We start from the raw sequence: 23,105 nt of genomic DNA, 5'->3' as shown, positions 1-23,105 counted from the left end.
GTTTAAAAATGAATATTTTTTCCTTTACAAATATGAAAACGGAATTTTTTCCTATGACTAATGTATGTAAAATGTTATTGTTAATTTGTGTTTTTGTTACAAAAAGGCATTAATTTAACTAAATATACACAAAAAATATAATATTTTAACAAAGTATTTTGTGTTATTATATTTTTTGTGTATAAGAATTTTTCAATTATTTTTTTTTCTAATTAAAGTAATAGGCAATTATTTGTACTTCGTCTTTTTCGCCTCCTAAGTATAATTTAACAGCACCTGTTCCGGCTGTATCTCCAACTGCTAATTGGCAAGCAAACATTGGAGTGTAAGTTCCGGGACCAAGTACTACATAATCAGAAGCTGTGTTTCTATAGCTTTTCCATTCACCGTTTCTATCGCTAACATTATTATAGAATTGTCCATTAATTCCAAGTAATCCACCTAGTTCACTACAGTTTGAAGTAATACACCATGGCCCACCATTTATTGGGTTTCCATAATAGTCATTTATAACTGCAACCCCCATGTAATTATTTCGTCTAAAATACATTGCTGTTTGTACAATTCTTGCTCTAAAATCATCTATTCTAGAATTTGGCGCTACATTTTTACCTACGGTCCAAGTAACTGCATAGTTAATTTCTACAATAGCAGGTTTTGTTAACGTAAATGAGGTTGCAACACCTCCAATTGGTATACCGGCTTGCGTAAAACCAGCGCCACCACCTGTTTGATTTACAAGGTTTGTAGGGTCTTGCACATTCATTAAATAGTCTTCAGAATCAAATAATATTTGCACATTATCTGTCAAAGTTCCTAAAACTAAGTCTCCGTTAGCATTTGCATAAACTGGTGTTGTTGATCCTACGCCAAGGTTGTTAACATCATTAGGACTGTTTAAACCTTCGACTCTAATAGTTGAAGTTGGTCCAGCAATATGTAGTTCTTCTTGAGGATTAGTTGTTTTTATTCCTACTTGGCAAAAGCTATTTGTTGCAATAAAGCAAGTAAGGTAAATAAAGTATATTTTTTTCATAGGGCTTTATTTTAGTTGTAAACTCTCATTTTTAGATAATCTGTTGCTCCTCCAAAACCTACACTTGTATATGTATTTGGAGGATCTGATACAATTCCGAAAAAATGAATTGAATGTGTCCCGGCAGGAAGTATTGCATATCCTTGACTATTCATATAAGGATAACCTAGAGAGCCACCTGCTACAGAACAATAAAATTGTCCTTTGTGTCCATATTGTAGGGCTTTCTCAGCTACACTTAACCCGTCATTATTTATGTCAAAGCAGAAAAATGTCTGTATTATTCTTGTTTTACTATCATTTAAATAGGCTAAACTAGGCGTTAGCATATTGGATCCTGAAATTACGATTGTAACCCCGTGTTTAACTTCAACAGTACATGCTTGAGGAACTGTAAAAGTTACACTGTGTATAAACCCTTCAACTGTTTCTTGGGCTAAAGTACTATTGATAATTCTTCCTAATCTATTGTAAGGAGCGGGTAGTCCATCAATGTTATCGGGTATGAAATTTGGCACATCAATTAGGAAGTTCAATGGCAAGTTGCTATTTCCACTTCCTCCAGCTGTAAAATTTGGAGGGATTAAGGTGAAATCTCCATCTATATCCACATATACTCTTGCATTTTTTAGCCCATCATTTTGTGGGTTATTTGTTGAGTTTAAACTTTCAATTCTTATAGTAGAGTTTGTCCCAGTAATGTGTAAATCTTCTTGCGGATTTGTTGTTCCAATTCCAACTTGGCTATAAAAGCTTAAAGAATAAAATAAAACTGTGGTTAATAGGTAGTGTTTTTTCATAATCAAGATGTTTTATATTCTAATAAATTAGTGAAGTCTAAATAATAAAGAGTCATTTCCTCTTGCAAATTTTGCACAAGTAGCTCTACCGGTGTTTGGAACTTCTGTTCCTCCACCAGCGTTTGTACCGGTAAGTCCAGAAGAAACTTCTCCATAGAATCTTATTGTATAAGAACCAGCTGCAGGTAAGTTAATATAAGCGGTACAACAGTTAAATAACGAACCGGTTTCGCTATCTGCTGTTCCGCCAGTGTAGCATTTTGAAGAATGTCCATATTGTCTACCTATTCCATTAACTCTAAAATAAGTATTTACTCTTCTTGCATATCGATCTATAATAACTGTCTCTGCTGGATTTAGAAAAACTTCAATGCTTACATTGTATTTTACTTCTAATATTGCAGGTCTGTTTACGGCAATTGTAAAGTTGAATAATTCGCCAGTTGCTATTCCGTCATTGTCTCCTGCTAAAAGAGTTACGGTTGAGCCAGGAAGTATTGCATGGTCTAGGGCGTCTGAGCCGTTACTGTTGTATAAAGGTTTAAATTCTAAAGTTAAGTTACCTTTGTCATCAGCATATAAAGGATAGGTTTTAGTGCCTCCACCATTATTAACATTGTTTGTATTGTTAAAACCTTCGACTCTAATTGTTCCTGTAGATGATCCTAAATGCAAAGCCTGCTCTGGAACAGTTTCATTTATACCTACTCCTGGCACTTGAGAAAAGGCCAAAACGCTAAATGATAAAAAGAATATTTGAATGTATTTTTTTTTCATAAACTTTAGAATTAAATGAAACAATATTTTTGTTAAAGAATTAACAATAGTCTAAAGTTAGAAAAATATTTAACACTCACGACATTTTTTATGTAATAATTCTAAAATTTAACATTTAGCTTATTAAATGTTTAGTAATTATTTAAATCTGTTTAATTATTCATTATTTTCCTACTAATACTTTTTTAAAATTTATGTAGTATTTTTGAAAAAAATTTTTACAATGAAAAAAGGAGTACTATTAGTTAATTTAGGTTCGCCAGAAAGCCCTACGCCAAAAGACGTTAAGCCCTATTTAGACGAATTTTTAATGGATGAATATGTTATAGACGTTCCGTTTTTATTAAGAGCTTTATTAGTAAGAGGAATTATTTTACAGACTAGGCCTAAAAAATCAGCTGCTGCCTATGCAAAAATTTGGTGGGATGAAGGTTCGCCTTTAATTGTTTTATCAAAACGATTGCAAGCAAAAATTCAAAAACAAGTTAGTATTCCTGTTGAATTAGCTATGCGTTATGGAAATCCAAGTATTGAAAGTGGATTAAAAAAATTAAGCGATCAAGGCATAACTGAGGTTTTGTTGTTTCCTCTATATCCTCAACATGCAATGGCTTCAACACAGACCATTTTAGTTTTAGCAGAAAAGCTGCGTAAAGAGAAATTTCCTCATATGAGTTTCACTATAATTCCAGCTTTTTATAATCAAAAAGACTACATAAGGGATTTATCAAATTCAATAAAAAGACATTTAGAAGGATTCGAATATGATCATTTATTGTTTTCATATCATGGAATTCCAGAACGTCATATTCGTAAAACAGACATAACTAAAAGCCATTGTAAAATTGATGGAAGCTGCTGCAATACATCTTCACCTGCGCATGAGTTTTGCTACCGTCACCAATGTTATGAAACTACAAAACAAGTGGTTGAGTTTTTAGGAATTGAAGAAGGAAAATACAGTCAAACTTTTCAGTCTCGTTTAGCGGGAGACAAATGGTTAACACCATATACTGATGTTGAGATTAATAAAATGCCAGAAAAAGGAATTAAAAAATTAGCAGTTGTTACTCCAGCTTTTGTTTCGGATTGTCTAGAAACTTTAGAAGAAATAGCAATGGAAGCTAATCATGAATTTAAAGCTCACGGTGGGGAAGAGTTTTTAGCTATTCCATGTTTAAATGATGATGATGATTGGGCGAAAACATTAAGTCGCTGGGTTGATCAATGGGCATTTCAAAATAAAGAAGAAACAGTATAATGGCTGTTTCATCAACAGAATTAGGGTCGTTAGACATAAAACAATTACTTATTAAGCAATCGGTTCCTGCTGCTATAGGTATATTGTTTATGTCAGTGAATATTTTAATTGACACTATTTTTGTTGGACAATGGATAGGTTCGTTAGCAATTGCTGCTGTATCTGTTGTATTGCCTATTACATTCTTAATTTCGTCTTTAGGGATGGCTTTAGGAATTGGTGGAAGTTCTATAATTTCAAGAGCTTTGGGTGCAAACAATAGAGAAAAAGCCTTAAAAACTTTTGGAAATCAAATCATGATGACGCTTGGTTTGGCTTTAATTTCTATAGTTGTTGGTCTGTTTTATTCTGATGAGGTTCTATTACTTTTTGGTGCAAATGGTGAAATTATGAAGCCTGCTAAAGAGTTTTTTACACCTGTTTTATTTGGAGTACCATTTTTGGCTTTAAGTATGATGGGAAATACAGTTATTAGGGCAGAAGGGAAACCTAAATTTGCCATGATTGCCATGATAGTTCCAGCTTTTAGTAATGTCATATTAGATATTATCTTTATTAAGTTTTTAGATTTAGGAATGTTTGGTGCAGCTTTAGCTACATCTATTTCATTTTTTATGTGCTTTGGATTCATATTGTGGTTTTTTATATTTAAAAGCGAATTACGGTTAGATTTTAAACATTACTTATTAGACTTAAGTATAGTTTCTGAAATTACCTCTCTTGGTTTTGTAACTTTTGCTCGTCAAGGTGTAGTTGCAATTTTATCTATAATATTAAACCACACTTTATTTGTTCATGGGGGAGAACACTCGGTTGCTGTTTACGGAATTATAAGTAGAATGTTAATGTTTGCTTTGTTCCCAATATTAGGTGTTACTCAAGGGTTTATACCTGTTGCCGGATACAATTACGGTGCGAAAAAATACAGTAGAGTTAGTGAAAGTATTTCGGTTTCCATTAAGTGGGCTGCTGGTTTAGCAACAATAATATTTATTATAATAGTAATTTTTGCAGAACCTATAGTTTCTGTGTTTACTAATGATGTAACTATAATTAAAGAAACTCCAAATGCATTACGTATGGTTTTTGGAGCATCTCCAATTATTGCTATTCAGCTAATAGGTGCTGCTTATTTTCAAGCGGCAGGGAAAGCAATTCCGGCATTATTACTTACATTAACTAAGCAAGGATTTTTCTTAATTCCATTAATATTAATTTTACCAAATTATTATGGTATTTTTGGAGTATGGATTTCTTTTCCTATTGCCGATGTATTGGCTACATTGGTAACGGCTTTCTTTTTAAAAAGAGAAATGAATCTTAAATTAATAATGGCTCAAGATGGAATATAATTATATAAAAGCATTGCATTTAATCTTTGTAATCACTTGGTTTGCGGGCTTGTTTTATATAGTTCGTTTGTTTGTGTATCATGCAGAAGCTAAACAAAAACCACAGCCAGAGCAAGATATTCTAATTAAACAGTATCAATTAATGCAATACCGATTATGGTATATTATTACTTGGCCAGGTGCTGTTTTAGCAAGTGTTTTCGCTTTTTATCTGCTGTATCTTAATCCGTCTTTGTTAGATCAATCTTGGATGCAAGTAAAATTAGCATTTGTTTTTCTGTTGTATCTTTATCAGTTAAAATGTCATCAAATTTTCAAGCAATTACAAAATAACGAAGTAAAATACAGTTCTAATTTTTTTAGAATTTGGAATGAAGGAGCTACAATAATTTTGTTTGCAGTTGTTTTTTTAGTCATATTAAAAAGCGCAATAAATTGGGTTTTTGGAGTAATTGGAATCTTTGTGTTTTCAGCTTTAATTATGTTAGGGTTTAAATTATACAAAAGAATAAGAGAAAAAAAAGAATGATTAAATTCTTCAACATAAAGCAAACTTCGTTAAGAGTAAGAATATTTTTATCTATGATATTCTTAACCTTGATTGCCTCTATTTTAATTGCATCGGTATCTATATATCAATTTAGAAAAGAAGCAAGAGAATACCATCAAGAGCGATTAGAAAGAAAAGAAAATGCAATTGTTGAACATATTTATTACATTCTTCAAACCACAACTTACCCTTTAATTACAGAGAATGTTCCTCTGATTTTTAAAGAACGTATCCATGAATTATCTAACATACACAGTTTAGAAATTAATATGGATGATCTAGAAGGTAATAGCTTAATTACTTCTAAAGCTTTATTTGAGTTAGACACGGTTCAGCCTAAGATAAAATCATCAACTTTAAAAATATTAAAATCAACCATTGAAAAAAGGTATGTAGAGTTTGAAGTGATTAATGGGCAACAATATAGGTCTTCTTATAGTTATATTAAAGACAATAAGTTTAAGCCACTTTTCATTTTAAATTTACCTTACGAAGAAGATACCGAATTTTATAAAAATGAATTAAGGAATTTTCTAATACGTTTTGGACAAGTATATTCCTTAATGTTTATTATTGCTATTATTCTTTCATATTTTCTTTCAAGTTATATTACAAAATCCTTAAAAATCATTACTGATAAAATTCAAGAAACCAACTTAAATCATCAAAATAAAAAAATTGAGTTGGAAGACGGAAGTCAAGAAATTAACTTACTTGTAGAGTCCTATAACAACATGGTTGATAAGCTAGAAGAAAGCGCAATTAAACTAGCGCAAAGCGAGCGAGAACAAGCTTGGAGGGAGATGGCTAAGCAGGTGGCTCATGAGATTAAAAACCCGCTAACACCAATGCGTTTAACCGTGCAAAATTTCCAAAGAAGATTTGACGAAAACGATCCTAATGTAAAGCTAAAACTTGAAGATTATTCAAAAACGCTAATACAACAAATAGATACAATGAGCGCTGTTGCTAATGCTTTTTCAAATTTTGCAGATATGCCAGCACAACAGAATGAAACTTTAAATGTTGTTAAAATTGTTCAGTTATCATTAGAAATATTTAATGAGAATTACATTCAATTTTCAAGTTTAGAAGCAGAAATTGTTGCTAGACTGGATAGAACACAATTAATTAGAGTAATTACAAATCTTGTAAAAAATGCCATTCAATCTATTCCAGATGAACAAGAAAACAAATCTGTTTTTGTAACTGTTTTTGAAGAAAATAACAATGTTATTATTTCAGTTAAAGATAATGGAATAGGGGTTTCAGAAGAAAATAAAAGCAGAATTTTTGAACCAAAATTCACCACAAAATCAAGTGGAATGGGCTTAGGTTTGGCAATTATAAAAAATATTATTGAAAATTATAACGGAACAATAACGTTTAATAGCGAACTAGGAAGAGGAACTGAATTTATTGTCTCTTTTCCAATTACTAAATAAAACAAAATGGAAAATATTTTAATTGAAAAAGAAGGAAGTATTGCGATTATAACTATTAATCGCCCAACAAAATTAAACGCTTTAAACAAAGCTACTATTCAAGAATTACATGATGGTTTTAAAGCTTTAAATAATGATAAAGAAGTTAAAGCTATAATTATTACAGGTAGTGGTGAAAAAGCATTTGTTGCTGGAGCAGATATTTCAGAATTTGCTAATTTTTCAGTAGAAAACGGAGCTAAATTAGCAGCTGAAGGTCAGGCTTTATTGTTTGATTATGTTCAAAATTTAAGTACGCCTGTTATTGCAGCTGTAAATGGTTTTGCATTAGGAGGAGGGTTAGAGTTGGCAATGTCTTGTCATTTTAGAACCACATCTGATAATGCTAAAATGGGATTGCCAGAAGTAACACTTGGAGTAATTCCAGGTTATGGGGGAACACAACGTTTGGCTCATTTAGTAGGGAAAGGTCGTGCTATGGAAATGATAATGACTGCAGGAATGGTTGATGCGGTTACTGCGTTGAATTACGGACTTGTGAATCATGTTGTTGCGCAAGAAGAATTATTAGATTTTACAAAAGGAATTGCAACTAAAATTGCAAGAAACTCTACTGTAGCAATAGGTAAAGCTATTGAAGCTGTAAATGCTAATTATACGGATGGCGTTGATGGTTTTAAAGTTGAAATTGAAAACTTTGGTGCTTGTTTTGGAACAGAAGATTTTAAAGAAGGGACAACAGCATTTTTAGAAAAAAGAAAAGCAGTTTTTCCAGGTAAATAATATATTTTAAACTAATGTTTAAAAAAGACAAGTTAAGTCATTTCGAAACTATATTTAAACTTACAATCGTTATTATAGCAATAACGGTTGTATTTTTTTTGCCCTTTTATTGGTATTATAAATACCAAGGGCAAGGAATTGCTATGTATTTAGTTTTAATCGTATTTACATCGCCTTTTATAAAATATACGTTTAAAGACTTTATTTATTTCAAGAAAAACGAAATTTCAAACGCATTTTTAAACTTAAATACGTTATTGGCTTTCTTGTTTATTTTAAATGTAATTGCTTTTATTTATTTCGGATTAAAGACGCTAATTAACATTTGGATATTAATAGGTCTTTATGTTTTGAATTATTTTCCTGTAATTATTAATCGCATAAAAAAACAAAAATCAAATTTTGCTGAGGTTTTGTTTACTTTAACAATAAGTGCTTTTTTGATTGTTAATTTCCAGTTTTCATCTAATCCTAAAATTGAAGAATATGAATTTTTTAGTAAGCGCGAAAGAAGTAAAGGCGGAAATCGTAAGACTACATTGATCGTTTTAGAAGAAAATAAATATGAACAATATGTGGGTATGAGAACTTTTCTAGATATCTCAGAGATAAAAGGCTATCACATAACCTACACTATAAAAGAAGGTTTTTTTGGATTAGAGGTTGTAGATAGTTACAAGTTCAATTACTAATTATTTTTCACCTTCCCATTCTGCATAAAATTGAGATAAGAAGTTCTCCATATAAAGATGGCGTTCTTCTGCTATTTTTTTGCCACTTTGAGTATTCATTTTGTCTTTTAAGAGCAGTAATTTTTCATAAAAATGATTAATTGTAGGCGCTTCACTGTTTTTATATTCTTCTTTGCTCATATTAAACTTAGGAGCAATATTTGGGTTATAAATAGCCCTATTTTTAAAGCCACTATAATTAAATGTTCTTGCAATTCCTATTGCGCCTAGAGCATCAAGTCTATCGGCATCTTGAACAATTTCTAGTTCTTTGGAAGTGAATTTATTTTCAAAATTACCTCCTTTAAAAGAGATATTTTCAATAATTACGACAACATGATTAATCGTTTCTTCAGCAACATTTTCTTTTTCTAAAAATTCACGTGCTACTTTTGGACCAACGGTTTCATCTCCATTATGAAATTTACTATCGGCAATGTCATGAAGTAACGCGCCAAGTTTAACAACTTCTAGATTGCAATTTTCTTCGCTTTTTGCAATTAATAAAGCATTTTTATAAACGCGTTCAATGTGAAACCAATCGTGTCCGCCTTCGGCATTTTCCAATTGTTTTTTTACAAAAAGTATAGTGTTATCTATAATGTTACTCATGTGTTTAATTAAAAAAATGTTGATTCTTAAAGGTTACTTTAAGAATCAACATTAAATAATAATAATATTTCTGTTTAGATTTTAGCAGGCTCAACCCATTTAAAAATATGCTGTTGTTCCGGTGTAATTAATCTCTCAGAAACTCTTGCCATACGCGCAGGAAGCTTCATTAAGTAATCTCTTGCTTTTTCTGCGTCATCTGTAAGATTTCCTATTTTTTCAATTTCCCATTTCTCGATTAACTTCTGCATGATATCTACATAATCCATAGCAGTATAAACACCAATACGCTGTGCTGAATTTGAAAATTCTTCAAAAGCAGTTCCCATTTTTTCTCCCGATTCACGAATTAATTGCGCTGGCATATTAATTTTGTTTTTCATCATGTAGTGAAAAGACAACATCATTTCACTTGGGTCAACTTCAAATATCTTTTTTACAAAATGACTGTAAGCATGATGATGACGCATTTCGTCTCCAGCAATTAAGCGACACATTTTGGATAGTTTATTATCGCCATATTTCTTAGCCATTTGCGCTACACGATTATGTGAAACATAAGTTGCTAATTCTTGAAAACTTGTAAACACAAAGTTTTTATAAGGGTCGCGACCTGTTCCTGGGTCAAAGCCATCGTTAATAAGATGTTGAGTAGTGATTTCTACCTCTCTCATATTTACTCTTCCAGAAAGGTATAAGTATTTATTTAAAACATCTCCATGTCTGTTTTCTTCACCTGTCCATTGGCGCAACCATTTGGCCCAACCATTGTCTCCATTTTCTCCTTTTTGAGTCACTCCTTCTACATCCATTAACCAAGTTTCATAAGTAGGTAAAGCTTCTTCAGTAATTGTATCACCTACTAAAGTTACCCAAAAGTCATAAGGAAGGTCTTTAGCAATTTCTCTAAGCTCTTTTACTTCTTCCAAAAAATTTTCACTTTTTGAATCGGGCAAAAGATCTGTTGGTTGCCAGATTTTCTCAACCGGAATTAAATATTCTTCTACGAAGCTGTCAATTTTCTTTTCTAGAAATTGCATTACTTCTAAACGTACGTTTTGTATCGACATTATTCTGTTTTTATATGTTTTTTTATAATACTTTCTGTTTTCTCAAAAATCTCTTCAAAATTATAATCTGCAATCTTTAAAGGTTCGTGAATTTTAAACGTAATTCTACTTCCTAATCCCATTGGAAATTTTCCGTATCGGTTCATTTTCCATGAATTATTAATGCTTATGGGTACAAAATAAGCGTCTGGTGCAAACTTATAAAGCATTTTCAATCCATTTATTGAAAATTCTTTTGGCACACCATTCTTGCCTCTTGTTCCTTCAGGAAATATCATTACAGAAAAATTATTTTTATTAATATATTCTGCTGTTTTTTTAATTTCTCCTAATGCTTGTTTTGCGTCTTTTCTGTCAATTAAGGCAGAACCTCCTACTCTTAAATTATAGGACACACTTGGAATTCCTTTTCCTAATTCTTTCTTGCTGATGAATTTTGGATGCCAAGCACGCATAAACCATATCACAGCAGGGATGTCGTGTAAACTTTGATGATTTGAAACTAATACTAACGGTACTTTTTTTGGCAGCTTCTCTAGACCTTCAAAATGATAAGTCGTTCCTAATATATGAGAAGTCCTTAACAACATACAATTCATTATAGCAACACTCCATCGATGTGCATTATATCCAAATACATTATAACAAATCCATTGAATAGGATGAAATACTATCAACCAAAACATAAATAATGCGACATACACTACTGATATAGGATAAGATACTATTTTTTGCATTTAAATACTAATTTTAAACAAAGGTAAATTATAAAATAAAAAAAACCATCAAATTTGATGGTTTTTATAATATGCTTGCATAGTATTAACAGTGCTCGTTATAGGCGTCTTTAAGGTTTTCTGCAATTAATTCAGCGGGACGACCTTCAATATGATGACGTTCTAACATGTGAACCAATTCTCCATTTTTAAACAAAGCCATACATGGCGACGATGGAGGAAAAGGAAACATATGTTCTCTTGCCTTATCAACTGCCTCTTTGTCAACTCCTGCAAAAACAGTAACTGTTTGTGAAGGCTTTTTAGCATTGTCTAAACTCATTTTAGCTCCTGGGCGTGCGTTTCTTGCTGCACAACCACAAACAGAATTGATTACTACTAATGTTGTTCCTTCTTTTGCAAGTACGTTATCAACATCAGCTGCGCTATATAATTCTTGAAAACCAGCGTCCGTTAATTCGGCTTTCATTGGTTTTACCATTTCTTCTGGGTACATAATAGTGTGTTTTAAATTCTATTTGCAAAGTTACAAAGATTTCAGAACTGTAACTTGATAATTATCATAAAGATTTGTTATCGTTTGATTATTCAAAATTATACCTAATCCCTGCAAATCCTCTAATTCCTTGATTAGGACCATAAACATATCCGGGATCAAAAGTTAATGCATAAGGGTTGTCGGGTGTTGCTACGGCATTTCCACTGCCGTCAAAAACGACATTATTATCAAAAGGGTCATTTGCTCTTGCAATGATAAATGGGTTTCCTCTATTTGGTGTCCAGTTCAATAAGTTTTTTACACCTCCGTATATTTCAAACCTATTGAATTTCTTATAGGTAAATTGGATGTTTTGTATGCTCCAAATAGGAGAGTATTCTTTTCTAGGGTCTAAATCGCCAAGTAGAGGCAAACGCATTGGTCCGTATAAATTTCCAGTGTAATCTATAGATAAAAACCATTTTGGAATGTCGTAAGTTACTCCCCAAGTTGCGCTATACTTCTCAGTTAAAATAGGCGTACTCATTACTCCGTCACGTTTGTTTTTAGAATCTAAAATGGTAAAACCAAACATTGTTTTTAATCCGAAAGGAAAAATCAAATCAATATTTCCAGTTACTCCCATCGTTTTTGAATAACCGTTTAAGTTGGAATAAATAATTTTGTTTGGGTCTGTATCATAATCAGGTAAAATTTGATTGGTGAAATAAGTGTACCAACTTGAAAATTCAATCACTGAATGAATGCTATTGCCTAATTCAAGTTTTGCTAAATAATTTACATTGATGTTATATGACTTTTCAGGTTTTAAATCTTCAGTAATTTCAACATCTCTAGAGCCTGTTAATGCTGCATGTTCTTCGGTAAATAAATTAACTACTCTAAAACCAGTTCCTGTATTAATTCTAAACACTGATTTGTCATTTGGCTTCCATTTGTAAGCAATTCTTGGTGTAAAAATAGAACCATGAACATTATTATAATCATATCTTGACCCTAATAAGACGCTATGTTTTTCAGCTAATTTAATTTCATCTTGTACAAACAGACTGCTAATTTTTGTTTTTTCGGAAACAATAGTGGCAGTTGTGTTGTCGTCATAATACTGATACCTAAAAGCAGTTCCAACTAAAAAATCGTGGTTTTTAATTTTTTTATCCCAAGTCATTTGTCCGTACGCAATTTCTTGTTGGGCTAAAAACAAAGTGTTTCCATAAACAGAATTTTGATCATGATTTGTATAAGAAAAAGAAGCAAAGATGTTTTCGGAAACAGGCAATTGATATTTTCCTAATAATTCATAACGTGTTGTGTAAATACTTTCGCCATACACTTCACTTCCTCCTCGATAATTTTTGTTCCATTGCATTTCTCCTCCCCAGCGGTCTTCATAGAAAAATCTTGCGGCAACGCTGAATTCTTTGTCACTCTTTCTTTCGAAGTTAAATTTATTGAAAATAGAAATTCTGTCTTGTAAAGTTACATCAGTAAAGTTGTCGTTATTGTTGTCAATTGGATTCGAATAATTAAAGTAATTGATTCCTAAAAGGGAATTAACCTTTTTTCCAATTTTGTATTTCGCGCCTAAATCAATATTATGTTCTAGCCAAGAAGTAGTAAAATAATCACCATAAAATTTTGGAGCTGTTGTTGGTGTTTTAGTAATTATATTGATTAAACCACCAACTGCTTCGCTACCGTATAAAGAAGAAGCAGGCCCTTTTACAATTTCAATTCTGTCAATTAATGAATTTGGAATACCCGATAATCCATAAACTGTTGAAAGTCCGCTCACAATTGGCATTCCGTCAATAGTAACCATGGTATATGGTCCTTCAAGTCCGTTAATGTGAATATCACCAGTGTTACAAATGTTGCAATTCAATTGCGGACGAACACCGTTTACATTTTGAAGTGCTTCAAATACATTTGATGTTGGATTTTTCTTTAAAAAAGTTGCCGTGTAAATTTCTACTGGAACTGGCGTTTCTAATCGCGAAACAGCTTTTAAAGTTCCCGTTACAACGACTTCGTTTAGCGTGTTACTTTCTATTAAAGTGATGTTTAACTGGATTTCTTTTTCATTATTGAAAGTGATTTTTCGTCTTTCCGATTTAAAACCAATAAAAGAGTAACTTAATGTGTAAGTTCCATTAGGAATGTCTTTTAAAATGTAATTTCCTTGTAAATCAGATTCCGTTCCTTTTTTTAATTCAATAATATATACAGATACAAAAGGAAGAGACTCGCTTTTATCTGAAATCTTCCCTTTTAATACGGTTTGTGAAAAGGAGAACGAACTTGTTAATATAAATAATAAAAAAATATTTTTCATTAATGATTAAATAAAATTTTAGACAAAACTAAAAATATTATTGTAATATACAAAACTAAATTGTTTATATTTGTTGAAAATATGAACTAATGACTATTTCTGAAGAGAACTATTTAAAAGTAATTTACCATTTATCTTTAGTTTCGCCAAAAGGGGTAAACACTAACGCTATTGCGGGAATGTTAGATACTAAAGCATCTTCAGTAACAGATATGATGAAGAAATTGGCTGATAAAGATTTGGTTTCTTATAAGAAATACCAAGGCGTTACTTTAACAGAAAACGGAACTTTAACAGCTAAAATGATTGTAAGAAAACACCGTTTGTGGGAAGTTTTTTTGGTAGAAAAGTTGAATTTTTCTTGGGACGAAGTACATGAGATCGCTGAAGAATTAGAACATATTAAATCGGAAAAATTAATCAATAGACTAGATGCTTTTTTAAATTTCCCTGCTTTTGATCCACATGGTGATCCAATTCCTAATGAAAAAGGAGAGATTATTAAACTTCAAAAGCAATTGCTTTCTGATGTTGCCTTGAATATTTCTTGTAAATGTGTTGGTGTTAAGGATTCCTCACCAGAATTTTTACAATATTTAGATAAACAACAAATTGCATTAGGTTCGACTTTTAAAATTATAGAAAAAGAAAGTTTTGACGACACTTTACTCGTTGAGATAAACAATAATAAGATTACTATATCTAATAAAATAGCTAGTAATTTATACGTACAATAATTATGTTTCAAGATGTTTTAACTTATTTAGAGAGCATTGATCCAATTTTGGCTGCTTTTTATGCTACTATGTTTACTTGGTTTTTAACTGCTTTAGGAGCTTCATTTGTGTTCTTTTTTAAAGAAATGAATCGAACATTTTTTGATGGAATGCTTGGTTTTACGGGTGGAGTTATGGTTGCCGCGAGTTTTTGGAGTTTATTAGCTCCATCAATTGCTATGAGTGATGGTGAAGGATTTGTTAAAGTAATTCCGGCTGCAGTTGGTTTTGCTTTAGGAGCTCTTTTTATTTTTGGATTAGACAAAATATTACCTCATTTGCACATTAATTTTAAGGAAACAGAAGGTATAAAATCACCTTGGCAAAGAACTACTTTATTAACTTTAGCCATTACAATGCATAATATTCCAGAAGGATTAGCGATTGGAGTTTTATTTGGCGGTGTTGCTGCTGGAATCCCAGAAGCTTCTATTGCAGGTGCTGTTACTTTAGCTATTGGAATTGGAATTCAAAATTTTCCTGAAGGAATTGCTGTTTCAATGCCTTTGAGAAGAATGGGAATGAGCAGAAGAAAGAGTTTTATGTACGGACAAGCATCTGCAATTGTTGAGCCTATTGCTGGAGTTTTAGGTGCTGTTGCCGTAACATTTTTTACTCCAATGTTACCTTACGCTTTAGCTTTTGCTGCTGGTGCAATGATATTTGTTGTAGTGGAAGAAGTAATTCCGGAAACACAACAAGCTAATAATACTGATATTGCCACTTTAGGATTTATTGGCGGTTTCATTGTAATGATGATTCTTGATGTTGCTTTAGGTTAATCGTTTTTTTACTAACTTGGTAGAATGAAAAAAATAGTCAGTTTCTTTATAGTTGTTTTATTAATAGGTTGTGCTTCTAAAAAAGAAGAAGTACTAACTGATTTACCAGTGCAAATAAATAAATTAAGTGAAGAGTATTCTTTTAAAATAAAAGAAATAGTTTCAGATTCTCGTTGTCCTGAAGGAGTGAATTGTGTTTGGGCGGGAGAAGTTGAACTTATACTTTCAATTTATAAAGAAGGAGTCTTCTATAAAGACGAACCTTTAACCATAAACTTCATAAATTTTAATAAAAATAAATGGGTATTAGAAAAATATACTTCAAACAAAGAGATTAAAAGCATTGAAGTGCTTCCTGAAAAAAAACAAGGTGTTGAAGTCAATTTAGAAGATTATTTATTGAATATTAATTTTGACTAAAAACATTTAATATAATGAGTAATTTAAAAACTTTAATTTTTTTCTTTTTTATCTCAGTAGCTTTTTTAAGTTGTGAAAAAAGAATTTATAATAAGTTTAAATATATAGAAGTCATTGATTTTAAAAAAAGTGATTCGGTTTTAGTAGTAGTAAAAGACAGCTTAATTATTAATTCTTTTGAAAAAGAAATATCTAACTCAGTTAAGAAAGAGTATTTAAAAAACCCATCAGTTAATGAATTTTATATTAAGTGTTATTCAAGAGACTCAATTATAACATATTTTATAGAAAATAATCTTATTTCTAATAAAAATGGAATTTATGTTTCAAACAAAAATTTTATTAAATTATTAAAACTTGAATAATTAATGACAAGCACAATCATCGCCACAAGATTTTGATTTTTTGGGCTTTTTTTTCCAAAAGAATTTTTTAACTAAAAATCCTACAGCTACAGCTAATGTTATGTAAACTAAAATTTCTTGCATAACTTCTTATTTTAAAACCTGATAGGCAATTAATGAAACAATATAGGCGAATCCACTCATAAATACCAATTGAATTATTGGCCATTTCCAAGAATTGGTTTCTTTTTTAACGATAGCTAAAGTACTTACACATTGCATAGCAAAAGCATAGAATAGTAACAGCGAAACTCCTGTTGCAAAATTAAAAATTTTATCTCCTGTTTCAGGATGAACTTCTGCAGCCATTTTGTTTTTAATAGTTGTTTCTTCTTCGCTATGATTACCTACACTATAAATAGTTGCCAAAGTTCCTACGAAAACTTCCCTTGCTGCAAATGAACTTAAAACCGCAATCCCTATTTTCCAATCGTAACCTAAAGGTTTAATTGCAGGTTCAATAGTTTTTCCTAGAATACCAATATAAGAATGTTCTAGCTTATAAGCACTTATTTCATCTTCAAGAACATCAGTACTAATGGTTTTACTTTCATTTGACTTTAAAACGATTGTCTCTGCATTATCAAAACCATTACTTGGTCCATGAGAACCTAAAAACCATAAAACAACAGATATTGCTAAGATTATTTTTCCTGCACCAGTAACAAATGCTTTTGTTTTTTCTAAAACATTAATTCCTACGTTACTAAACATTGGAATTTTATAACTTGGCATTTCAACAACAAAATACGATTTGCATTTTAACTTTAGCATTTTGTTTAAAATATAAGCAGATATGACTGCCGCACCAAATCCTATTAAATACAAGAACATTAAAGTTAAGCCTTGTAAACTTAAAAAGCCTAATATTCTTTTATCTGGAATTATTAATGAGATTAAAATGGCATAAACCGGTAATCTAGCAGAGCAAGTTGTAAATGGAGTAACTAAAATGGTGATTAATCGTTCTTTCCAGTTTTCAATATTTCGCGCACTCATAATGGCAGGAATAGCACATGCAGTTCCTGAAATTAAAGGCACAATGCTTTTTCCTGAAAGTCCAAATTTTTGCATTACTTTATCCATTAAGAAGACCACACGACTCATGTAACCACTCTCTTCTAACACAGAAATAAACAGAAATAAAAATGCTATTTGAGGAATAAAAATTACAATTCCGCCTATTCCGGGAATTAGCCCTTCACTTATTAAATTAGTAAATTCTCCTGCGGGTAGATTTGTTTTTGCATATGAACTTAAATTAGCAAAAGATTCATCAATAAAATCCATTGGAATACTGCTCCAATCAAATAGGGACTGAAAAATAACCATTAAAATTCCGAAGAAAATAACGTAGCCAAAAATTTTATGTGTTAAAACTCTATCTAATTTACTTTGAAAATCAGAGGCTTTCGTTTTATCTATAGTTTGACCAATTTTTAAAGTGTCATTAATAAATTGGTATCTTTTAATTGTTTCTTTTTGTTGTAAACGCTTTAAATCTGCATGTGATTTTGTGAAAGAACTTTTAATTTCATTTCGCTCTAAATTTAAAAAGTTTACATCTTGAGTAATTACCAACCAAAGTTTGTAAAGTAATTGATTGGGGAATGTTTTTCTTAATTTATCAAAATATTCTGGATCTATACTGGAAGCGTGTAAGCAAGGTTCGATTGATAAATTTTTATAATCTTGAATTAAGTTTTTAAGATTATCAATTCCAACTTTTTTTCTTGAGCTTACCAGTGCAATTTTGGTATTGAACTCTTCTTCAAGATAAGGAATGTCTAATTCAATTCCTTTTAAAGCCATTCTATCACTCATGTTAATTACGAGAATGGTGGGAATTTCTAAATCTTTAATTTGAGTAAACAAAAGTAAATTTCGTTTTAAATTTTCCACTTCAGTAACAACTACTGCTACATCTGGAAAGTCAATATCATTTTTATTTAAAAGTAATTCGATAACTACATTTTCATCAATTGAACTTGCATTTAAACTGTAAGTTCCAGGAAGGTCAATTATTTTTGCTTTCGAATTTGAAGACAGTTTACAAATCCCTTCTTTTTTTTCAACAGTTATCCCTGGGTAATTTCCCACTTGTTGATTAAGACCTGTTAATTGGTTGAAAACAGAAGTTTTACCCACGTTTGGGTTTCCAATTAAAGCGACTTTTATAGTGGTATTGTGCATTAAATTAAATCTATTTTTCTAAACGTATAGTAACTTCAGCAGCGGTTTCTTTTCGAATTGCTACATGAGAATCATTGATGTTAAAATACAAAGGGTCTCCAAAAGGAGCAATTTGTAACAATTGAATTTCATTCCCAGGCAAACAACCCATTTCAAGAAGTTTTAAAGGAATTTCGTCAATATTTACATCGAGTATTATTGCTTTTTCGCCAATTTTTAAATCTGAAAGTAAAACAGCCACTCTTATTTAGATTGAATTAAAATACAAATGTAGCTATTATTTAGAAAATCAAAATGATAATTATCATAAATTAACTTTACTCTTGCGAAAGATAGTTGATGTCCTCTAATAGTTTTTTTACATCTTCAAGGTTTGTTCCGTCATAAAAACCTCTAATTCTTCTTTTTTGGTCCACTAAAATAAAGTTTTCAGTATGAACCATGTCATAAAGTTCGACTGAACTATTTGTCTTTACTGCTAAGTATGATTTTCGGGCAATGTAATAAATGTCTTTTTTGTTACCTGTAACCAAATTCCATTTTGTATCATCAACACCTTTTTCTAGAGCGTATTTTTTTAATACCCTTACGTTGTCAATATCTGGTGTTACTGAATGAGACAGTAACATTACTTTTGAATTGCTTTTAATTTGATTTTGTAGCCAAACCATATTGTCAGTCATTTTCGGGCAAATTGTAGGACAAGTTGTAAAAAAGAAATCAGCTACATATATTTTTCCGTCATAGTCTTTTTGAGTAATCATTTTCCCGTTTTGGTTAGTAAAAGCAAAATCGGCAATAGTATGTTTATATCCAATATGTTGAACGGTTGTGTCAACTAATTCTGTATTTACATCTCTAGGGGAAAAAATAGGGAGTGTTTTTTTAGGTTTAAGTAAGGTGTAAATAGCAATAAATATAATTAATGAAATAGTTATAAATATGAATATGAATAATTTGTATTTTTTTAAGGACATGTTATTTTTTTACAAAAATATAGAATTTATATTTTTTATGTAAATATTTGATATTTATATTGTTGAGAATTATTTTTTTTGTAAAATACTATTTATATTTGTGAAAATTACCCAATAAAACTACTAAAACATGAAAAAAATTTACTTATTGTTAATGTTGCTTATCTCTTTTTTAGGATATTCGCAATTTAGCGAATCTGCTCCATGGTCAATAAATTCACAAAATTCAAAACAAAATGAATTATCAATTGACGAATTAAAAAGTTCATTTGATCAGTATTGGCTTACTCACGATCAAAATGTGAAAGGATCAGGTCATAAGCCTTTTATGCGTTGGGAATACCATTGGCGTAATAAGGTGAACGATCAAGGATACTTAATTACTCCACAAGAAATGTGGGATGCTTGGAATCAAAAACAACAATCAAAACAATCTAGAAGTGCTTTAGCTTTGCCTCCAAGTAATTGGCAGCCAGTTGGTCCTTTTACACATACAAACACTGGTTCATGGTCTTCAGGGCAAGGAAGGGTTAACTTTGTATATGAAGACCCAAATACTTCGACCACTTTATACATTGGTACACCTGCAGGTGGAATATGGAAATCTATTGATTCAGGAGTTAATTGGACTCCTCTTTCAGATGAACTTCCACAAATAGGAGTTTCGGGAATTGCTGTAGATCATACGAATTCAAATGTTATTTATATTGCTACTGGAGATAAAGATGCTGGTGACACTTATTCAATTGGTGTTCTTAAATCTACCGATGGTGGTGTAACATGGAACACAACAGGTCTAACATTTACTAATACTACTACTAGAGCTGGTGATATTATAATGCATCCATCAAATAATCAAATATTATTATGTGCAACAAGTGTAGGTTTATATAAAACTAGTAATGGTGGTACTACATGGTCAGTTGTACAAACAGGTAGTTTTGCTCAAGGTTCAGTTCGATTTAAGCCAAGTGACCCGACAACTGTTTATGCAGTTAATTCTAATAGATTTATTCGTTCTACAAATACTGGAGATTCATTTTCAGTTATTACAACTGGACTTCCATTAAGTTCTGGAAGATTAAGTTTAGATGTAACTCCTGCAGATGCAAATTATGTATACATTTTAAGTGCAACAACTGCAAACGCATTTCAAGGAGTTTATCGTTCTACTAATGGTGGAACAAACTGGACAAAAACATCGGGAACTACAGACGTTTTTGAGTCTACGCAATCATGGTATGATATGGCATTTGCAGTTTCAAATACTAATAAAGATGAAATTTATACCGGATGTCTAAATGTTTGGAAATCTACTAATGGAGGAGTGGCATTTACAAAAGTAAACAATTGGAACGCACCTTCAGCTCCATCATATACGCATGCAGATATTCATTATTTAGGTTTCTATAATGGTAAACTATTTTGCGGAAGCGATGGAGGAGTTTATCGTTCAACTAATGGTGGAACAAATTTTACCGATTTAACTGCTACGGCTCAAATTAGTCAATTTTATAAAATTGCAGTTTCAAAACAGACTTCAGCTAATATTGTTGGAGGCTTACAAGATAATGGAGGACATGCATATAGTGGAGGAGCTTGGAAAAATTATTATGGTGCAGACGGAATGGATGCAGCAATTAGTCCAGTAAATCAAAACTTATACTACGGTTTTATTCAATATGGTACTAGTATGTATGTAAGTAATAATGCTGGTGGTGGAATTTCAGGTTCAGTAGCTTCTCCAGGAGGTGTAAATGGAAACTGGGTAACGCCATTAATGCCAAACTCTCAAGGTGAATTATTTTCGGGATTTGGAAATTTGTTTCAATTAATTGGAGGAGCTTGGGTTCAACAAAATACTGGTACTATTGGAAGTGGGAATTTAGAATTAATTCATGTAGATCCTTCAAATGATGATATCATGTATATTGCAAATGGTTCGGGTTTATATAAAAGTACAAATAAGGGTGTTAACTTTAGTTTAGCCTATTCTGCTACAGGAAATATCACTTCAATTGAAGTTCATTCTACAAATAGTAGTATTGTTTATATTACAACTTCTGGAACAACAGGTCAAGTATATAGATCAACAAACGGTGGAACATCTTTTGTATCTCATAATACAGGATTACCAAACATTGGTAAAAATATAATTGTTCACCAAGGTAGAAATACAACTAACCCTCTTTATTTAGGTACTAGTTTAGGTGTTTACTATAGAGATGACTCTATGGCCTCATGGATGCCTTTTGAAACTAATTTACCTAATGTTTCTGTTACAGATCTTGAAATTAACTTAGAGGACTCTAAATTAATTGCTGGGACTTATGGTAGAGGTGTTTGGCAAACTGATATTCCTGTTGAAGTTCCTTTAAACGATGTAAAATTGGTTCAAATTCAAAGCCCTACTTTAGATATTACGTGTGGAACGGTTTCTCCAGTAGTAGAAGTTAAAAATAATGGTACAAATCCAATTACTTCTGTAACTGTAAACTATACTGTAGATGGAAATCCATATAGTTATGTTTGGAATGGAACTTTAGCTTCAAATGCAACAACAACAATTGGCTTACCATCGTTAGTTTTAGCAAGAGGGACTCATAATTTAAATGTAACTACAACAATCACTAATGATGCTTATCCAGATAATAACAGTGGCCTTACTCCATTTTATGTTAATGACGCTGGGACGGTTGGAGTTGTAAATAATTTCACAAATCCTTCGGATGCATTAATAGCATATAATGAAGGAACTTCTGGGTCTGCATGGGAAAGAGGAATTAGAACAGCAGGGACAATGAATTCATCTGGGAATACAGTTTACACAACTAATTTGTTAACTGCAAACTATGCAGATTTAACAAAATCATATTTAGTTTCTCAATGTTATAATTTGGCGAATGTGTCAAATCCAATGATAAGTTTTGCTATGAAGTTTGACTTAGAACAAGATTGGGATATTGTTTATGTACAATATTCGACTAATTTTGGAGCAAATTGGACTGTTTTAGGCACTATGGGAGCAAATTGGTACAATAGTGACAGAACTCAAGCTACGGCAGGAAACGATTGTTATAACTGCCCGGGTGCGCAATGGACAGGTACAGACTTAACTTTAAAAACATATTCATATCCATTAGCTTCTTTAGGGGCTCCATCGAATGTGATTTTTAGAATTGTATTTCATTCAGACGAATCAGCAAATCAAAAAGGGGTAAATGTTGATGATTTTGTTATAAATGGTACTTTAGCTAACGAGAGTTTTGAGTTAAACAACATTTCTGTTTACCCTAATCCATCAAATGGATTGGTGACCGTTTCTTATGGCACTTTTGAACCAACACAAATTCAAGTTTATGATATTTCAGGGAAATTGATTTTAACAAAAGAAAATTTAACTACTGTAGAAACTAATTTAGATTTATCTTCTGCTTCACAAGGTATTTACTTTATTAAAATTTCTTCAAATGATCAAAACATAGTAAAAAGATTAATTAAAAAGTAATAATTAAGTTCTAATTATTTAGCTGAATAACTGCTACTTTTAATTCATCGTAACAAA

At 31.3% G+C, this 23,105-nt stretch carries 23 protein-coding genes; 11 read left to right on the top strand and 12 right to left on the bottom strand.

Annotation, left to right across the window (positions count from 1 at the left end; genetic code table 11):
- Positions 1-208 precede the first annotated feature (208 nt).
- From UXY25_RS10420 to UXY25_RS10410, 3 genes are read right to left on the bottom strand one after another with little or no spacing between them, the layout of a single operon-like run.
- Complete coding sequence (locus tag UXY25_RS10420; protein ID WP_320815955.1) at positions 209-1,036, bottom strand: hypothetical protein; 828 nt, start codon at positions 1,034-1,036, stop codon at positions 209-211.
- Positions 1,037-1,047: 11 nt separating this feature from the next.
- Positions 1,048-1,836, bottom strand: a complete 789-nt coding sequence (locus tag UXY25_RS10415; protein ID WP_320815954.1) for a hypothetical protein — start codon at positions 1,834-1,836, stop codon at positions 1,048-1,050.
- Positions 1,837-1,863: 27 nt separating this feature from the next.
- Positions 1,864-2,613, bottom strand: a complete 750-nt coding sequence (locus UXY25_RS10410; RefSeq protein WP_320815953.1) for a hypothetical protein — start codon at positions 2,611-2,613, stop codon at positions 1,864-1,866.
- A gap of 223 nt (positions 2,614-2,836) precedes the next feature.
- Between UXY25_RS10410 and hemH the strand changes: the two genes are divergently transcribed.
- From hemH to UXY25_RS10380, 6 genes are read left to right on the top strand one after another with little or no spacing between them, the layout of a single operon-like run.
- Entirely contained in the window at positions 2,837-3,874 is a 1,038-nt protein-coding gene (gene hemH, locus UXY25_RS10405; RefSeq protein WP_320815952.1) for a ferrochelatase, read from the top strand.
- Positions 3,874-5,226 carry an MATE family efflux transporter gene (locus UXY25_RS10400; protein WP_320815951.1) on the top strand — a complete coding sequence of 451 codons (1,353 nt, stop codon included), beginning with the start codon at positions 3,874-3,876 and terminating at the stop codon, positions 5,224-5,226. The genes hemH and UXY25_RS10400 overlap by 1 nt, the downstream gene beginning before the upstream one ends.
- A complete protein-coding gene (locus UXY25_RS10395; protein WP_320815950.1) occupies positions 5,216-5,755 on the top strand; it encodes a CopD family protein in 540 nt (179 codons plus the stop codon). Before UXY25_RS10400 ends, UXY25_RS10395 begins: the two co-directional genes overlap by 11 nt.
- A gap of 53 nt (positions 5,756-5,808) precedes the next feature.
- Positions 5,809-7,221: a sensor histidine kinase gene (locus UXY25_RS10390; protein WP_414601381.1), complete on the top strand. Its 1,413-nt coding sequence runs from the start codon at positions 5,809-5,811 to the stop codon at positions 7,219-7,221.
- Between the two features lie 6 nt (positions 7,222-7,227).
- Positions 7,228-8,004 (top strand): enoyl-CoA hydratase/isomerase family protein, encoded by a 777-nt coding sequence (locus UXY25_RS10385; protein WP_320815948.1) that lies wholly within the window; start codon positions 7,228-7,230, stop codon positions 8,002-8,004.
- 14 nt (positions 8,005-8,018) lie between these two features.
- Positions 8,019-8,696, top strand: coding sequence for a hypothetical protein (locus UXY25_RS10380; RefSeq protein WP_320815947.1), 678 nt, complete (start codon positions 8,019-8,021; stop codon positions 8,694-8,696).
- Here UXY25_RS10380 and UXY25_RS10375 read toward each other — a convergent pair whose 3' ends face one another.
- The 5 genes from UXY25_RS10375 to UXY25_RS10355 all read right to left on the bottom strand — a co-directional run bounded on the left by UXY25_RS10375 (position 8,697) and on the right by UXY25_RS10355 (position 13,988).
- Entirely contained in the window at positions 8,697-9,347 is a 651-nt protein-coding gene (locus UXY25_RS10375; RefSeq protein ID WP_320815946.1) for an HD domain-containing protein, read from the bottom strand.
- Positions 9,348-9,421: 74 nt separating this feature from the next.
- The gene (locus UXY25_RS10370; RefSeq protein ID WP_320815945.1) at positions 9,422-10,417 is read right to left on the bottom strand and encodes an acyl-ACP desaturase; all 996 of its coding nucleotides are present in this window, start codon (positions 10,415-10,417) and stop codon (positions 9,422-9,424) included.
- Positions 10,417-11,154, bottom strand: a complete 738-nt coding sequence (locus tag UXY25_RS10365; protein WP_320815944.1) for a lysophospholipid acyltransferase family protein — start codon at positions 11,152-11,154, stop codon at positions 10,417-10,419. The genes UXY25_RS10370 and UXY25_RS10365 overlap by 1 nt, the downstream gene beginning before the upstream one ends.
- 85 nt (positions 11,155-11,239) lie before the next feature.
- Positions 11,240-11,650 (bottom strand): BrxA/BrxB family bacilliredoxin, encoded by a 411-nt coding sequence (locus tag UXY25_RS10360; RefSeq protein WP_320815943.1) that lies wholly within the window; start codon positions 11,648-11,650, stop codon positions 11,240-11,242.
- Between the two features lie 88 nt (positions 11,651-11,738).
- Positions 11,739-13,988: a TonB-dependent receptor gene (locus tag UXY25_RS10355; RefSeq protein ID WP_320815942.1), complete on the bottom strand. Its 2,250-nt coding sequence runs from the start codon at positions 13,986-13,988 to the stop codon at positions 11,739-11,741.
- Positions 13,989-14,077: 89 nt separating this feature from the next.
- Here UXY25_RS10355 and UXY25_RS10350 point away from each other — a divergent pair, with 89 nt between their 5' ends.
- The 4 genes from UXY25_RS10350 to UXY25_RS10335 are packed head-to-tail and all read left to right on the top strand — an operon-like array spanning position 14,078 to position 16,331.
- Positions 14,078-14,725, top strand: a complete 648-nt coding sequence (locus UXY25_RS10350; protein ID WP_320815941.1) for a metal-dependent transcriptional regulator — start codon at positions 14,078-14,080, stop codon at positions 14,723-14,725.
- 2 nt (positions 14,726-14,727) lie between these two features.
- Positions 14,728-15,546: a ZIP family metal transporter gene (locus UXY25_RS10345; RefSeq protein ID WP_320815940.1), complete on the top strand. Its 819-nt coding sequence runs from the start codon at positions 14,728-14,730 to the stop codon at positions 15,544-15,546.
- A gap of 24 nt (positions 15,547-15,570) precedes the next feature.
- On the top strand, positions 15,571-15,966 hold the full coding sequence (locus tag UXY25_RS10340) for a hypothetical protein (protein WP_320815939.1): 396 nt from the start codon (positions 15,571-15,573) through the stop codon (positions 15,964-15,966).
- A 14-nt stretch (positions 15,967-15,980) separates the two neighbouring features.
- Positions 15,981-16,331 (top strand): hypothetical protein, encoded by a 351-nt coding sequence (locus tag UXY25_RS10335; RefSeq protein ID WP_320815938.1) that lies wholly within the window; start codon positions 15,981-15,983, stop codon positions 16,329-16,331.
- Here UXY25_RS10335 and UXY25_RS10330 read toward each other — a convergent pair whose 3' ends face one another.
- The 4 genes from UXY25_RS10330 to UXY25_RS10315 form a co-directional block, all read right to left on the bottom strand.
- Positions 16,332-16,454 (bottom strand): FeoB-associated Cys-rich membrane protein, encoded by a 123-nt coding sequence (locus UXY25_RS10330; RefSeq protein WP_320815937.1) that lies wholly within the window; start codon positions 16,452-16,454, stop codon positions 16,332-16,334.
- Between the two features lie 6 nt (positions 16,455-16,460).
- Complete coding sequence (gene feoB, locus UXY25_RS10325; RefSeq protein ID WP_320815936.1) at positions 16,461-18,563, bottom strand: ferrous iron transport protein B; 2,103 nt, start codon at positions 18,561-18,563, stop codon at positions 16,461-16,463.
- Positions 18,564-18,573: 10 nt separating this feature from the next.
- On the bottom strand, positions 18,574-18,804 hold the full coding sequence (locus tag UXY25_RS10320) for a FeoA family protein (RefSeq protein WP_320815935.1): 231 nt from the start codon (positions 18,802-18,804) through the stop codon (positions 18,574-18,576).
- Between the two features lie 76 nt (positions 18,805-18,880).
- Complete coding sequence (locus UXY25_RS10315; RefSeq protein ID WP_320815934.1) at positions 18,881-19,540, bottom strand: SCO family protein; 660 nt, start codon at positions 19,538-19,540, stop codon at positions 18,881-18,883.
- Positions 19,541-19,670: 130 nt separating this feature from the next.
- Here UXY25_RS10315 and UXY25_RS10310 point away from each other — a divergent pair, with 130 nt between their 5' ends.
- Positions 19,671-23,048 (top strand): T9SS type A sorting domain-containing protein, encoded by a 3,378-nt coding sequence (locus UXY25_RS10310; protein ID WP_320815933.1) that lies wholly within the window; start codon positions 19,671-19,673, stop codon positions 23,046-23,048.
- The last annotated feature ends 57 nt before the right edge of the window (positions 23,049-23,105 follow it).

Origin of the sequence: Flavobacterium sp., assembly GCF_034111225.1 — a bacterium.
Classification (GTDB): Bacteria; Bacteroidota; Bacteroidia; order Flavobacteriales; family Flavobacteriaceae; genus Flavobacterium.
The sequence above is the reverse complement of the archived record's forward strand: the minus strand, read 5'-3'. Positions and strand labels throughout refer to the sequence as shown.

Excerpts from the sequence above, each read along its gene's own strand:
- UXY25_RS10420 (WP_320815955.1), bottom strand. The coding sequence starts at position 1,036 with ATGAAAAAAATATACTTTATTTACCTTACTTGCTTTATTGCAACAAAT.
- UXY25_RS10415 (WP_320815954.1), bottom strand. The coding sequence starts at position 1,836 with ATGAAAAAACACTACCTATTAACCACAGTTTTATTTTATTCTTTAAGC.
- UXY25_RS10410 (WP_320815953.1), bottom strand. The coding sequence starts at position 2,613 with ATGAAAAAAAAATACATTCAAATATTCTTTTTATCATTTAGCGTTTTG.
- hemH (WP_320815952.1), top strand. The coding sequence starts at position 2,837 with ATGAAAAAAGGAGTACTATTAGTTAATTTAGGTTCGCCAGAAAGCCCT.
- UXY25_RS10400 (WP_320815951.1), top strand. The coding sequence starts at position 3,874 with ATGGCTGTTTCATCAACAGAATTAGGGTCGTTAGACATAAAACAATTA.
- UXY25_RS10395 (WP_320815950.1), top strand. The coding sequence starts at position 5,216 with ATGGAATATAATTATATAAAAGCATTGCATTTAATCTTTGTAATCACT.
- UXY25_RS10390 (WP_414601381.1), top strand. The coding sequence starts at position 5,809 with ATGATATTCTTAACCTTGATTGCCTCTATTTTAATTGCATCGGTATCT.
- UXY25_RS10385 (WP_320815948.1), top strand. The coding sequence starts at position 7,228 with ATGGAAAATATTTTAATTGAAAAAGAAGGAAGTATTGCGATTATAACT.
- UXY25_RS10380 (WP_320815947.1), top strand. The coding sequence starts at position 8,019 with ATGTTTAAAAAAGACAAGTTAAGTCATTTCGAAACTATATTTAAACTT.
- UXY25_RS10375 (WP_320815946.1), bottom strand. The coding sequence starts at position 9,347 with ATGAGTAACATTATAGATAACACTATACTTTTTGTAAAAAAACAATTG.
- UXY25_RS10370 (WP_320815945.1), bottom strand. The coding sequence starts at position 10,417 with ATGTCGATACAAAACGTACGTTTAGAAGTAATGCAATTTCTAGAAAAG.
- UXY25_RS10365 (WP_320815944.1), bottom strand. The coding sequence starts at position 11,154 with ATGCAAAAAATAGTATCTTATCCTATATCAGTAGTGTATGTCGCATTA.
- UXY25_RS10360 (WP_320815943.1), bottom strand. The coding sequence starts at position 11,650 with ATGTACCCAGAAGAAATGGTAAAACCAATGAAAGCCGAATTAACGGAC.
- UXY25_RS10355 (WP_320815942.1), bottom strand. The coding sequence starts at position 13,988 with ATGAAAAATATTTTTTTATTATTTATATTAACAAGTTCGTTCTCCTTT.
- UXY25_RS10350 (WP_320815941.1), top strand. The coding sequence starts at position 14,078 with ATGACTATTTCTGAAGAGAACTATTTAAAAGTAATTTACCATTTATCT.
- UXY25_RS10345 (WP_320815940.1), top strand. The coding sequence starts at position 14,728 with ATGTTTCAAGATGTTTTAACTTATTTAGAGAGCATTGATCCAATTTTG.
- UXY25_RS10340 (WP_320815939.1), top strand. The coding sequence starts at position 15,571 with ATGAAAAAAATAGTCAGTTTCTTTATAGTTGTTTTATTAATAGGTTGT.
- UXY25_RS10335 (WP_320815938.1), top strand. The coding sequence starts at position 15,981 with ATGAGTAATTTAAAAACTTTAATTTTTTTCTTTTTTATCTCAGTAGCT.
- UXY25_RS10330 (WP_320815937.1), bottom strand. The coding sequence starts at position 16,454 with ATGCAAGAAATTTTAGTTTACATAACATTAGCTGTAGCTGTAGGATTT.
- feoB (WP_320815936.1), bottom strand. The coding sequence starts at position 18,563 with ATGCACAATACCACTATAAAAGTCGCTTTAATTGGAAACCCAAACGTG.
- UXY25_RS10315 (WP_320815934.1), bottom strand. The coding sequence starts at position 19,540 with ATGTCCTTAAAAAAATACAAATTATTCATATTCATATTTATAACTATT.
- UXY25_RS10310 (WP_320815933.1), top strand. The coding sequence starts at position 19,671 with ATGAAAAAAATTTACTTATTGTTAATGTTGCTTATCTCTTTTTTAGGA.